11 protein-coding genes are annotated in these 12,781 nt (G+C 51.2%); 3 read left to right on the top strand and 8 right to left on the bottom strand.

The genetic code is table 11. The annotated features are described in order from the left end of the window. Positions 1 to 38: 38 nt before the first annotated feature. Positions 39 to 497, bottom strand: a complete 459-nt coding sequence (gene decR, locus SBG_RS02100) for a DNA-binding transcriptional regulator DecR (protein WP_000884583.1) — start codon at positions 495 to 497, stop codon at positions 39 to 41. Between the two features lie 112 nt (positions 498 to 609). On the opposite strand from decR, the gene cdsH reads away from it, so the two are divergent. Next, positions 610 to 1,665: a cysteine desulfhydrase gene (gene cdsH, locus SBG_RS02095; protein WP_000987840.1), complete on the top strand. Its 1,056-nt coding sequence runs from the start codon at positions 610 to 612 to the stop codon at positions 1,663 to 1,665. A gap of 52 nt (positions 1,666 to 1,717) precedes the next feature. On the opposite strand, the gene cof is transcribed toward cdsH, so the two are convergent. Further along, the gene (gene cof / locus SBG_RS02090; RefSeq protein ID WP_000113028.1) at positions 1,718 to 2,536 is read right to left on the bottom strand and encodes an HMP-PP phosphatase; all 819 of its coding nucleotides are present in this window, start codon (positions 2,534 to 2,536) and stop codon (positions 1,718 to 1,720) included. 100 nt (positions 2,537 to 2,636) lie between these two features. On the opposite strand from cof, the gene SBG_RS02085 reads away from it, so the two are divergent. Both SBG_RS02085 and queC read left to right on the top strand, forming a co-directional pair. Continuing rightward, entirely contained in the window at positions 2,637 to 4,337 is a 1,701-nt protein-coding gene (locus SBG_RS02085) for an SgrR family transcriptional regulator (RefSeq protein WP_001238186.1), read from the top strand. A gap of 63 nt (positions 4,338 to 4,400) precedes the next feature. Then, entirely contained in the window at positions 4,401 to 5,096 is a 696-nt protein-coding gene (gene queC, locus SBG_RS02080) for a 7-cyano-7-deazaguanine synthase QueC (RefSeq protein ID WP_000817215.1), read from the top strand. A 108-nt stretch (positions 5,097 to 5,204) separates the two neighbouring features. Here the strand turns inward: queC and SBG_RS02075 are convergent, their stop codons facing one another. The 6 genes from SBG_RS02075 to clpX form a co-directional block, all read right to left on the bottom strand. Next, entirely contained in the window at positions 5,205 to 5,603 is a 399-nt protein-coding gene (locus tag SBG_RS02075; RefSeq protein ID WP_001194549.1) for a YbgC/FadM family acyl-CoA thioesterase, read from the bottom strand. 105 nt (positions 5,604 to 5,708) lie between these two features. Then, the gene (locus SBG_RS02070) at positions 5,709 to 6,083 is read right to left on the bottom strand and encodes a helix-hairpin-helix domain-containing protein (protein ID WP_000680329.1); all 375 of its coding nucleotides are present in this window, start codon (positions 6,081 to 6,083) and stop codon (positions 5,709 to 5,711) included. Positions 6,084 to 6,232: 149 nt separating this feature from the next. Continuing rightward, positions 6,233 to 8,104, bottom strand: coding sequence for a peptidylprolyl isomerase (gene ppiD, locus SBG_RS02065; RefSeq protein ID WP_000969419.1), 1,872 nt, complete (start codon positions 8,102 to 8,104; stop codon positions 6,233 to 6,235). Positions 8,105 to 8,395: 291 nt separating this feature from the next. After that, the gene (gene hupB, locus SBG_RS02060; protein WP_254888479.1) at positions 8,396 to 8,686 is read right to left on the bottom strand and encodes a nucleoid-associated protein HU-beta; all 291 of its coding nucleotides are present in this window, start codon (positions 8,684 to 8,686) and stop codon (positions 8,396 to 8,398) included. Positions 8,687 to 8,876: 190 nt separating this feature from the next. Continuing rightward, the gene (gene lon, locus SBG_RS02055; RefSeq protein WP_001067726.1) at positions 8,877 to 11,231 is read right to left on the bottom strand and encodes an endopeptidase La; all 2,355 of its coding nucleotides are present in this window, start codon (positions 11,229 to 11,231) and stop codon (positions 8,877 to 8,879) included. Between the two features lie 185 nt (positions 11,232 to 11,416). After that, the gene (gene clpX / locus SBG_RS02050) at positions 11,417 to 12,688 is read right to left on the bottom strand and encodes an ATP-dependent protease ATP-binding subunit ClpX (RefSeq protein ID WP_000130293.1); all 1,272 of its coding nucleotides are present in this window, start codon (positions 12,686 to 12,688) and stop codon (positions 11,417 to 11,419) included. Positions 12,689 to 12,781 lie beyond the last annotated feature (93 nt).

Here is a 12,781-nt window from a genome sequence, read left to right as displayed (position 1 = left end):
GTTATTTCCTGATATGATGTCCGGTAATACCGGGAGAATTATTCAATGGGTAGAGACGTGGTGTATTTAATCTGTTCCATCGCAAAACTGGAGGTGACGTCTGACAGTCCTGGAACGCTATTGACCAGGCGTTTGTAGAAGTCGTCATAGCGCTTCATGTCGGCTACCTGAACCCGCATTAGATAATCATACTCCCCTGCCATTCTCCAGAAACCAAGCACTTCCGGCATCTCAGTAACGACGGTCACGAACCGACAGTACCATTCACTACTGTGGTGCTGCGTTTTTATCAACACAAAGGCGGTTAACCCCAGCCCCAGTTTTTCCGGGTCCAGCAGTGCGACCCGCCCCAGCAGAATGCCGTCGTCTTCCAGGCGCTTAAGCCGCTTCCAGCAAGGCGTGGTCGTCAGATTAACGGCATCCGCCAGCGCCTGCAAAGAGAGGGTGCAGTCCTGCTGCAATAAAGCAAGCAGTTTACGGTCAATTTTATCTAACATAGCCGGCCTATAGAGAATATTTTTCTCTCTGCATTGTAATTTAAAGGCCAAATAGCAACAATTTTTTCCGTGCTTTTCGCTAATCTTGGCACAAAATGATAAATGGATATTAATGATGAGTAGCAATTGGGTTAAAAATGCCATTAATGAAATTAACGCTGACCACCAGCGTTCGGCCGACACGCATCTTATTCGCCTGCCCCTGCCAGCCTTTCCCGGCATTCAGTTTTACCTGAAAGATGAAAGCACGCATCCTACCGGTAGCCTCAAACATCGTCTGGCACGCTCGTTATTCCTTTATGGGCTATGTAATGGCTGGATTAAAGAAGGTACGCCGATTATTGAAGCATCGTCAGGCTCAACGGCGATTTCCGAGGCCTGGTTCGCGCGTCTATTGGGACTACCGTTCATCGCTGTCATGCCCGCCTGTACCGCCAAACGTAAAATCGAGCAGATCCAATTTTACGGTGGCCATTGCCATTTTGTGGAGAGCGCCAGCGAAATTTATGCAGCATCTGAGCGGCTGGCGCATGAACTGAACGGCCACTATATGGACCAGTTCACCTATGCAGAACGCGCTACCGACTGGCGGGGCAATAATAATATTGCCGACAGTATTTTTCGCCAGATGCGGAACGAACCCCATCCGGTGCCTCGGTTTATTGTCATGAGCGCCGGAACGGGAGGAACCTCAGCAACAATCGGACGCTATATTCGCTGCCAGGGCTACGATACTCAGTTGATGGTGGTGGATCCGGAAAACTCCGTCTTCTTATCTTACTGGCAACATCGGGACGCTTTATTACGCAGTCCGGTGGGCAGCAAAATTGAGGGTATCGGTCGTCCGCGTGTTGAGCCCTCTTTTATTCCGGATGTCGTTGATGAGATGCTGCGTGTACCGGACGCGGCCAGCGTTGCCGCCGCGCACTGGCTGGAAACACAGCTGGGCCGTAAGGTTGGCGCTTCTACCGGTACGAATATGTGGGGCGCGTTACAGCTTGCGGCCCGGATGCGCGAAGCTGGAGAAACCGGCGCTATCGTGACGTTATTGTGCGATAGCGGCGAACGCTATCTGGATACTTATTACAACCCGTTATGGGTTAGCAACCATATCGGTGATTTAGCACCGTGGTCGGCCACTATCGAAAAATGGCTTACCGCTGGTTAAAAACCGACAAAAAAAAGCCAGACAGAGCGTCTGGCTTGCTGGAAGAGATCTCTCATTCGGGGGAATAAGGTAGATGCGGATTGTCCAGCCAATGCGTCAAAAAGTGTGACACAGCTTGATTACTACAATGTCCGATAACCGACAGATGCGGCAGCGCAGCGATAAGCTGCGGCATGGCGTTACCCATAATTAACCCTCGCCCGACGCTGCCCAGCATTTCCCGATCGTTCATCGCATCGCCAAACGCCATACAGTCTGCCAGTGAAAGCCCCAAATGGCCGCTCAATACCGCCAGCGCCGACCCTTTATTACACCCCAGCGGTAATACTTCCAGGCAATCGACAGCAGAGAAACAGAGGTGCGCGCGTTCTTCCAGCGCCTCATTGAGCTGAATACGCAAACGGACCAGTGAGTCATGATCGCCGCAAAAGCAGATCTTCGTCACCTGATGCGCTGGAATGCGTTTTATATCGATAACCTGATAACGAAAGCCGCTGTATACGTGTGCCTGAAGTAGCGCGGGGATCTCATGGCCAGTAAACCAGCCGTTGTCATTAAAAACATGCATACTGACCTGGGTATCCCAGGCATGATGCATCACCGTATCGGCAACCTGGGGATCGAGATCCTGGCGATGAAGCACGTCGCCTTCCAGCGAGTGGATGCGCGTCCCGTTACCGGTGATCAGATAAGCATCCAGTGAAAGTGTTTCCAGAATATGCCGCATTTCCAGAACATGACGACCAGTGGCGAATGTCAGAGTGATGTCGCGTTCGCGCAGACGCGCCAGCGTGGCGATCGTTTCTCTACCCAAATGGTGGTCGGGCATTAATAATGTGCCATCCATATCAAATGCAGCCAGACGGGCCATCGCTTTCTCCACACTGTGACGCGGTTAACTTGTCGTTCAGTATTACCTGAGATATACGGAAGTAATAGTGAACAGATAAAAGGAAGTGTTCCGGGTTTTTATGAGGCTACTGAATCGACTTAATCAATATCAACGACTCTGGCAGCCTTCCGCCGGAGAAACACAATACGTCACCGTAAGCGAACTGGCTGGGCGTTGCTTTTGTAGCGAGCGTCATCTGCGAACGCTGCTCCGTCAGGCACAGGAAGCGGGTTGGTTAAAATGGGAGGCGCAGTCCGGACGCGGGAAACGTGGACGGCTACAGTTTTTGGTTACGCCGGAATCTCTGCGCACCGCCATGATGGAGCAGGCGCTGGAAAAGGGGCAACAGCTTAATGTGCTGGAACTGGCCCAACTGGCGCCGGGCGAGTTGCGGGCAATGCTCCAGCCCTTTATGGGGGGTCAATGGCAAAACGATACGCCGACATTACGTATACCTTATTATCGTCCGCTTGACCCGCTACGTCCGGGTTTCCTGCCGGGGCGCGCCGAGCAACATCTTGCCGGGCAAGTCTTTTCCGGGTTAACGCGCTTCGATCGTGATAGCCAATATCCTTGCGGGGATTTGGCGCATCACTGGAATATTTCCGCCGACGGTTTACGCTGGGATTTTTATATTCGTTCCACGCTGCACTGGCATAATGGCGATACGGTGGATACCGCGCAGCTACATGAACGCCTCGAAAGGCTGCTTACCCTGCCAACGCTAAGCAAATTGTTTATTAGCGTCGCACGTATCGAAATTACCCATCCTCAGTGCCTGACCTTTATCCTTCATCGGCCTGATTACTGGCTGGCGCATCGTCTGGCGAGCTATTGCAGCGGTCTGGCACATCCTGACCTACCGCTTATCGGCACCGGTCCTTTTCGTCTAACGTTATTTACGCCGGAGCTGGTACGCCTGGAGAGTCACGACCATTACCACCTTAGCCATCCGCTGCTTAAAGCGATTGAATTCTGGATCACTCCCCAGCTATTTGCGCAGGATCTGGGCACCAGTTGCCGCCATCCGGTGCAGATCGCCATCGGCAAACCGGACGAGCTGGCGACGCTGAGTCAGGTAAGTAGTGGTATTAGTCTGGGCTTTTGTTATTTAACGATTAAAAAGGGCCTCCGGCTCAACGTATCGCAGGCGCGACGCCTGATGCATATTATCCATCATACTTCTCTGCTAAAAACGTTGCCGGTAGATGAGAATCTGATTACCCCGAGTCAGGAACTGCTACCTGGCTGGACAATACCACAATGGCAGGATGCTGATGAAACGCCCTTGCCTAAAAAACTCACCCTGGCATACCATCTTCCCGTCGAGCTTCATACAATGGCGGAACAACTTCGCCTCTACCTTGCGACTCTCGGCTGTAAATTAACGCTGATTTTTCATAACGCTAAAACCTGGGATAACTGCCCTGCGCTGGCGCAAGCGGATCTAATGATGGGCGACAGGCTAATCGGCGAAGCGCCGGAATATACGCTGGAGCAATGGCTACGTTGCGATCCGCTCTGGCCACATGTGTTAGATGCACCGGCGTTTTCGCATCTACAGGCTACGCTTGACGCGCTGCAAATTCAGCCAAATGAAAAAGATCGCCGCACTGCGCTGCAACAGGTTTTTGCCAATCTGATGGATGAGGCCACACTGACGCCGCTGTTTAATTATCATTACCGTATCAGCGCCCCACCAGGCGTTAACGGCGTTCGGCTTACTCCCCGCGGATGGTTTGAATTTAGCGAAGCCTGGCTTCCGCCGCCTTCGCCATGAAGAAGCTGGTCGGCATTATCCGCACGCGTTACCATATTGGTTTTCGTCATTATCGGAATAATTATGAAACGCGCCGTTGTTGTATTTAGTGGAGGTCAGGACTCCACCACCTGTCTGGCGCAGACACTGCATCAGTATGATGAAGTGCATTGTGTCACGTTTGATTATGGCCAGCGCCACCGCGCTGAGATTGATGTTGCACGCTCTCTGGCGTTAAAACTTGGCGCGCGCGCGCATAAAGTGCTGGACGTCACCTTACTGAACGAACTGGCGGTCAGCAGCCTGACGCGAGATAGCATTCCAGTGCCGGATTATGAACCGAACGCTGACGGTATCCCCAACACGTTTGTACCGGGACGCAATATTCTCTTTCTGACGCTGGCAGCTATTTACGCTTATCAGGTAAAAGCCGAAGCAGTAATTACCGGCGTATGTGAAACCGATTTTTCCGGTTATCCGGATTGTCGGGACGAATTTGTCAAAGCGTTGAACCACGCCGTAAGTCTGGGCATGGCGAAAAATATCCGCTTCGAAACGCCATTAATGTGGATCGATAAAGCTGAAACCTGGGCGCTGGCTGATTACTGGGGTAAGCTGGATTTGGTTCGCGAAGAGACGCTGACCTGTTATAACGGCATTAAAGGTGACGGCTGCGGCCATTGCGCGGCCTGTAATCTGCGCGCCAACGGTCTGAACCATTATCTGTCGGATAAAGCTGCGATAATGGCGGCAATGAAGCAGAAAACGGGTCTGAAATAATATAATCCACTTATGTTGCCGGATGGCGACGCTAATGCGTTTTATCCGGCCTGTAAAACCAAAGGGCGTGCAGGCCTGATAAGCATAGCGCCATCAGGCTTCAAGACGTTATTGCACCATTTTTTCCAGCTTTTCACGCAATTCGCCTTCCAGCGGTAACGCTTTTTGCGTTTTTAAATCAATGCAAACAAAAGTAATTAGCGCATCCGCCACCACCTGCCCCTCCGGCTCCAGCGTGATGACCTGGCTTAACACACCGCTTTTACCGTTAAGCTGCTGTACCTGGCTGGTGACGGTCAGCAGATCGCTCAATACTGCCGGGTGGCGATAGTTTATATTGATATTGACCACCACAAACGCCACATTGCGGGCCGTCATCCACTGGAAGCTATCGCTGCTTTCCAGCCCATCCCAACGAGCTTCTTCCAGAAACTCCAGGTAACGGGCATTATTAACGTGCTGATAGACATCAAGATGATAACCACGAACTTTGATTTGTGTTTGCATAGCGCACTAAACCTTACGTTGTTGTTATAGATAAACGACATATACAGAGGCCACAACTGGTATGACCTCTCTTAGTCTGGCAAATTTTTGCCACTGTGCAAGTTATTACAATGTTAAAACTGCCATGTTACGCTCTACCAGCGCGCTGCCCATTCCCGGTACCTGTTTTAAGTCCTCTACCGTTTTAAAAGGGCCATACTCCTCCCGATAGCTCACGATGGCCTGCGCTTTTTTTAGTCCCACGCCGTTCATCACCCGTGCCAGATCGTCTGCTGAGGCGGTATTAATGCTCACCCTGGTGCCTTCATCATCGCTGGCTTTAGCGGGTAATGTTGCTTTAGCGGAGGCCGAAGAGGCGGTATCAGTTTTCGTTTCTACCACCGCATTTTTTGCGACAGGCGTCGCCGCCAGTGCGCTATGGGTCGTGCCTGCGCAGGTTAAAGAAAGCGTAATAAGCAGAGCTTTAATTCCGTGTTTCATACTGTTTTCTCCTTGTTTGTTAACAGCGAAATCACGATAGCGGAACAGAGAAAAACGAACAAACGGCAATTTTCAGAAATGGAAAAGGCCGCGAAAGCGGCCTTTGTGAGATACAACTTTTTGCAATATTTTGCGAAGCGCCTCGGCGATTACTGTTGTTCCAGCGCATCACCTATTTTGATTTTCGCCTCTTTACGCAGATTGCTCATCAGCGCCTCGAAGACAATTTGCGCATTGTTCTGCGTGATACCCTGCACCATCGCTTTTTTCTGCGCTTCCGGCATGGTACCCGCTTTCACTTCGTCAAGCGCCAGCAGGACGACATTGCCCTGCATATCGTTTGCCACGCCGTAAACCGGCTTATCTTTCGTCGGAAGGCTTAACGCAAAGGCCGCCTGGCTTACAGGATCCTGGCTGGTACGGCTTAACGTTTTAGGTTCACCAAAACTCAAACCTGCCGCTTTCATCGCTTCTGCGCCTTTACCTGCCTTCAATTCAACCAGCAGTTTTTCTGCGTCCAGTTTCGCTTGTTGTTCCGCTTTATTATGTTTCACAAGGGCGGTGACCTGTTCTTTCACCTCTGCCAACGGCTTAACGGCTTCAGGTTTATGTTCGCTCACGCGCACGACAAAAGCCTGGTCGCCATCCACAGTGATAATGTCTGAATTCGGCCCCGGCGTACCGTTTTCGCCCACCAGACCACCATTAAAGATAGCATCGGCTACCGGTTTGAAATTTAACGCTTCTGGCAAGTTATCACGGCTGAACCAGCCGGTTTCAACCGCTTTTACGCCCGCGACCTGTTCAGCGCCGGCCAATGATTCATTGTCGTTGCTTGCCGCATCACTCACTTTCTGCTGCAGCGCATAGTAGGCATCCAGCGCTTTTTCCTGCTTCACTTTTGCAGCGATATCGTCACGTACTTCGTTTAACGGTTTCACTTTGGCAGGCTGAGCGTCATCCAGGCGGGCTACCAGGAACCCTACGGACGATTTAATTACGCCAGATATCTGGCCTTTCTGTTTCAGACCCGCGTTTTTCAACTCCGGCACCGTCGCGGAGTCTTCCAACCACCCCATATCGCCACCATTACGTGCAGAGATGATGTCGGTGGATTTCTCTTTCGCCAGCGTAGCGAAATCTTCACCCTTGTTCAGCGCATCCAGGACCGCTTTAGCATCAGCTTCCGTTTTGGTCTGAATAATGCTGTATCGATTACGCGCCGGCTGGGTAAACTGATCCAAATGTTGGTCATAATAGGCCTGAATATCCGCATCGCTAACTGGCGCCTGCATCGTCGCGGCATCCAGCTTAATATAACTCACGCGGAACTGCTCCGGCGTCATAAAGCGGGTTTTGTTCTGATCGTAGTAGCTGGACACATCCTGATCAGTCACCGGCTGTTTCGCTGCCAACGCGTTTACATCAATAGTGGCTTCACGCACTATACGCTGTTGAGAAACTAATGCCGCCAGCTCGTCGGTTTCTCCTTTCAGCATAAAATCGGTACCCGCCACGCCGTTGACCAGTTGCTGAGTGGTAAGCTGATTACGCAGCGCCTGAGCATACTGATCGGCGGTCATGCCCATCTGGTTAACAATCGCGTTATAGCGGTTGTTATCAAACTGACCGTCTACCTGAAAAGCGGGAGTCGCGAAAATCGCCTGCTTCACCTGCTCATCGCTAATGCCCAGTTTCAATTCGCGGGAATATTGATCCAACAACGCTTCGTCTATCAGACGATTCAGCACCTGCTGGCGCAGGCTTTTCATATAGTCTTCGTTGGCCGCCAGTTCAGAATACCTGTCGCCCAGCTGCTGCTGCATACGGTTACGTTCGTTGTTAAACGCATTCTCAAACTGTGCCCGGCTGATTTCCTGGCCATTCACTTTTGCGGCGTAGTTATTGCTTCCGCCAATCAGGTAACCACTAACGCCGGTCAAAATGAACGACACGATAATGATAACGAAAATAATCTTGAGCACGAGACTGTTTGCAGCCGTGCGTAAGCTGTCCATCATGGTGTAACCACACTCCGCTGTAGGTGACTTTACACTTTATCTTTCAGACGACTTCTCTGCTGGCTACCGAGTGATTCGCTCAGTTGCCGCGTCAATGCGACTTGAATGATTTACGTATATATACTTCGCGCGGCATCGCTTTTTCTGAACGTTGCGCGCAAAAGCCTATTGTGACAAGAAATGAGGGCAATTGTCAGCCTGCAACGCACAGAAATTCCCGAATCGCCAATAAAAAAGGCACATCAGTTGATGCGCCCTTGTACTTTGTCACATCCCCCGAGGGGATCACGCTTAGTTTACCGCGTCTTTCAGTGCTTTACCTGCACGGAAACTCGGCACTTTGGCTGCGGCGATGGTGATCTCTTTACCTGTTTGCGGGTTGCGACCAGTACGGGCAGCACGCTCTTTAACAGCAAAAGTACCAAAACCTACCAGTGCAACGTCATCCCCTTCCTTCAGAGATTCGGTAACAGAAGCAATAATCGCATCTAACGCACGTCCAGCCGCAGCCTTAGAGATATCAGCCCCTGCAGCAATTTTTTCGATCAGTTGAGATTTATTCACTCTTCTCTTCCTCTTTATAATTTATATCGCACCTGAATCCTTCGAAGTACGACCGCGCAGCAGTTATATCAGGCCTGCCACGCCCTTACAACACCCGTTAATGGCGGCAGACCCAATCAACCATCTAAATTAGCTATACAAAAAAAGGCTGGCAAGTCCGAAATAGCCTGCCAGCCCTGTTTTTATTAGCGCTCTTTGCGCGAGGTCACTATTTTGCAGTTACAACCTGCATTCCAGACGGTTCGTTTTGCAAAGCAAGCGTTAAAACTTCCTCAATACGCTTCACCGGATGAATATCCAGGTCGGCAATCACATTGTCCGGGATCTCTTCCAGATCGCGTTTATTTTCGAATGGAATTAAGACTGTTTTAATCCCGCCGCGATGCGCCGCCAACAGTTTTTCTTTCAGGCCGCCAATCGGCAGTACCTGGCCACGCAGCGTAATCTCGCCAGTCATCGCCACGTCGGCGCGAACCGGATTGCCAGTCAGGCATGAGACCAGCGCAGTACACATCGCGATACCGGCGCTCGGACCATCTTTCGGCGTCGCCCCTTCAGGGACGTGAACGTGAATGTCGCGTTTTTCATAGAAGTCCGGGTTAATCCCCAGTTTTTCCGCACGTGCACGCACCACAGTCAGCGCAGCCTGGATGGACTCCTGCATTACCTCACCGAGCGAACCGGTATAGGTCAATTTCCCTTTACCCGGCACACAGGCGGTTTCAATGGTCAGCAAATCGCCACCCACTTCCGTCCATGCCAGCCCCGTCACCTGACCTACGCGGTTTTCGCTATCCGCACGGCCATAGTCAAAGCGTTGTACGCCAAGATAATCGTGCAGATTGTCGCCATTGATCTGAATGTGTTTCAGCGACTTATCCAGCAATAACTGCTTAACGGCTTTACGGCACAGTTTGGAGATTTCACGTTCCAGACTACGCACGCCCGCTTCACGGGTGTAGTAACGAATAATACCAATAATGGCACTATCGTCGACCGTCAATTCGCCTTTTTTCAGCGCGTTACGCTCGATCTGCTTCGGCAGCAGGTGGCGTTTAGCAATGTTCAGCTTCTCGTCTTCGGTATAGCCAGAAAGACGAATCACTTCCATACGATCCAGCAACGGTGCCGGAATGTTCATGGAGTTAGAGGTGGCCACGAACATGACATCGCTGAGATCGTAATCCACCTCCAGATAGTGATCGCTGAAGGCCACGTTCTGCTCAGGATCCAGTACTTCAAGCAGCGCCGACGCTGGATCACCACGCATGTCCGAGGACATCTTGTCGATTTCATCGAGCAGGAACAGCGGGTTTTTAACCCCCACTTTCGCCATTTTTTGGATCAGTTTACCCGGCATAGAGCCGATGTAAGTCCGGCGGTGACCACGAATTTCAGCCTCGTCACGGACGCCGCCCAGCGCCATACGGATGTATTTACGTCCTGTCGCTTTGGCGATGGACTGACCCAACGACGTTTTACCCACCCCCGGCGGCCCAACCAGACACAGGATGGGTCCCTTGATTTTGTTCACACGGCTTTGTACCGCGAGATACTCAAGGATGCGGTCTTTGACGCGCTCCAGACCATAATGATCGGTATCGAGAATTTCTTGCGCCTGACGCAGGTCTTTTTTGACCTTGCTACGCGCATTCCACGGCACCTGCACCATCCAGTCGATGTAGCCGCGCACCACGGTGGCTTCCGCCGACATCGGCGACATCATTTTTAGCTTCTGCAGTTCTGCTTCCGCTTTCTCTTTCGCCTCTTTCGGCATTTTCGCCGCGTCGATCTTACGCTTCAGCGCTTCGTTTTCATCCGGCGCATCATCCATCTCGCCAAGTTCTTTCTGAATCGCTTTCATTTGCTCGTTCAGATAGTACTCGCGCTGAGATTTCTCCATCTGCTTTTTCACGCGGTTGCGAATACGTTTCTCAACCTGTAACAGATCGATTTCAGACTCCATCATCGCCATCAGATATTCCAGACGTTCGTTAACGTCGGACATCTCCAGTACGGACTGTTTATCTGCCAGCTTTAGCGGCATATGCGCAGCAATGGTGTCAGCCAGACGTGCAGGGTCATCAATGCTATTGAGCGACGTCAGCACTTCTGGCGGGATTTTTTTGTTCAGCTTGATATAGCCTTCAAACTGGCTGATAGCGGTACGTACCAGCACTTCTTGTTCACGCTCATCAATCGCTGGCGAATCAAGGTACTCCGCCTTCGCAGAGAAATGTTCGCCGTTATCAGACAGCGCGGAAATGCGCGCGCGCTGTAACCCCTCAACCAGCACTTTTACGGTGCCGTCAGGCAGTTTCAGCATCTGCAAAATAGAGGCCACGGTCCCGACGGTGAAAAGATCGTTTACACCCGGCTCATCCGTTGATGCTTCTTTCTGGGCGACCAGCATGATTTTTTTATCATGGTCCATAGCCGCTTCCAGACAACGGATAGATTTTTCCCGCCCTACAAATAAGGGTATGACCATGTGCGGATAAACCACCACATCGCGCAATGGCAATACGGGGATTTCAATGCGTTCAGAACGCTCAGGATTCATAGAGCTCTCTCTTAGTTTAGTGTCCGCCAGGTAATCAGATGGTATAGCTGTGCTCCATACCACCTTTAACATGTACGTCAGTATATGGGGATGTTTCCCACACATTCAACGGCGTGTTTACAGGAAAAACGAAAGGGGAGATAAAATCTCCCCTTTTTTGGCTAACTAATTGTATGAATGTTTAATTATTCGCCAGAAGCCTGTGCTTCCGGTTTGCCGTAAATGAGTAACGGCTTACTCTGACCGTCAATAACAGACTCGTCGATAACCACTTTTTCAACGTCTTCCATGGAAGGCAGATCGTACATGGTATCCAGTAATGCCGCTTCAACGATAGAACGCAAGCCACGGGCGCCAGTTTTACGCGCCATCGCTTTTCTGGCGATAGCATCAAGCGCTTCATCACGGAATTCCAGATCCACACCTTCGAGGTTAAACAGCGCCTGATACTGTTTGGTCAGCGCGTTTTTCGGCTCTTTCAGGATCTGAATCAACGCCTCTTCGCTCAATTCATTCAACGTCGCGACAACCGGAAGACGGCCGATAAACTCAGGAATCAGACCAAATTTAATCAGATCTTCCGGCTCAACCTGCGACAGCAATTCACCTTCGCTGGCTTTATCGGACTTCGCTTTCACCGTGGCGCCAAAACCAATGCCGGAGCCGGTTTCCACACGGTTGGCGATGACCTTATCCAGACCGGCAAACGCACCGCCGCAGATAAACAGGATCTTCGAGGTATCGACCTGCAGGAATTCCTGCTGCGGATGTTTGCGCCCGCCCTGCGGCGGAACCGCGGCGACAGTGCCTTCAATCAGTTTCAGCAATGCCTGCTGTACACCTTCACCGGAAACGTCGCGGGTAATGGACGGATTGTCTGATTTACGCGAAATCTTGTCGATCTCATCAATGTAAACAATACCGCGCTGCGCTTTCTGCACGTCGTAGTCACATTTCTGCAACAATTTCTGAATAATATTCTCAACGTCTTCACCCACGTAACCCGCTTCGGTCAGGGTGGTAGCATCCGCCATGGTGAAAGGAACGTCCAGTAAGCGCGCCAGTGTTTCTGCCAGCAGCGTTTTACCGGAACCGGTCGGTCCAATCAGCAGAATGTTACTTTTGCCTAACTCGACGCCATTGCTGGTATCACCGTTACGCAGACGCTTGTAGTGGTTATATACCGCAACCGCCAGCACTTTTTTCGCCTGCTCCTGACCGATAACGTAATCGTCCAGATGGATACGAATTTCATGCGGTGTTGGCAACGCGCTGCGTTCACGGTGCGGTGCAACTTCTTTAATTTCTTCGCGAATGATGTCGTTACATAAATCGACGCATTCGTCGCAGATATACACGGATGGACCGGCAATCAGCTTGCGCACTTCATGCTGGCTTTTGCCGCAAAAAGAGCAGTACAACAACTTGCCTGAGCCATCTTTGCGTTTATCTGTCATGAGTCAAAACCTCTTCTTTGTTCTTTGTGCCGCACACGACGACGCAAATGCCATTCTCAGGCGCAAGCCGCTAGTCAGCGTTGTGCCGCCTTT

The organism is Salmonella bongori NCTC 12419, from assembly GCF_000252995.1.
In the GTDB taxonomy this organism is placed as follows: domain Bacteria; phylum Pseudomonadota; class Gammaproteobacteria; order Enterobacterales; family Enterobacteriaceae; genus Salmonella; species Salmonella bongori.
The sequence above is the reverse complement of the archived record's forward strand: the minus strand, read 5'-3'. Positions and strand labels throughout refer to the sequence as shown.

Excerpts from the sequence above, each read along its gene's own strand:
- lon (WP_001067726.1), bottom strand. The coding sequence starts at position 11,231 with ATGAATCCTGAGCGTTCTGAACGCATTGAAATCCCCGTATTGCCATTG.
- queC (WP_000817215.1), top strand. The coding sequence starts at position 4,401 with ATGAAACGCGCCGTTGTTGTATTTAGTGGAGGTCAGGACTCCACCACC.
- SBG_RS02085 (WP_001238186.1), top strand. The coding sequence starts at position 2,637 with ATGAGGCTACTGAATCGACTTAATCAATATCAACGACTCTGGCAGCCT.
- SBG_RS02075 (WP_001194549.1), bottom strand. The coding sequence starts at position 5,603 with ATGCAAACACAAATCAAAGTTCGTGGTTATCATCTTGATGTCTATCAG.
- cdsH (WP_000987840.1), top strand. The coding sequence starts at position 610 with ATGATGAGTAGCAATTGGGTTAAAAATGCCATTAATGAAATTAACGCT.
- decR (WP_000884583.1), bottom strand. The coding sequence starts at position 497 with ATGTTAGATAAAATTGACCGTAAACTGCTTGCTTTATTGCAGCAGGAC.
- SBG_RS02070 (WP_000680329.1), bottom strand. The coding sequence starts at position 6,083 with ATGAAACACGGAATTAAAGCTCTGCTTATTACGCTTTCTTTAACCTGC.
- ppiD (WP_000969419.1), bottom strand. The coding sequence starts at position 8,104 with ATGATGGACAGCTTACGCACGGCTGCAAACAGTCTCGTGCTCAAGATT.
- cof (WP_000113028.1), bottom strand. The coding sequence starts at position 2,536 with ATGGCCCGTCTGGCTGCATTTGATATGGATGGCACATTATTAATGCCC.
- clpX (WP_000130293.1), bottom strand. The coding sequence starts at position 12,688 with ATGACAGATAAACGCAAAGATGGCTCAGGCAAGTTGTTGTACTGCTCT.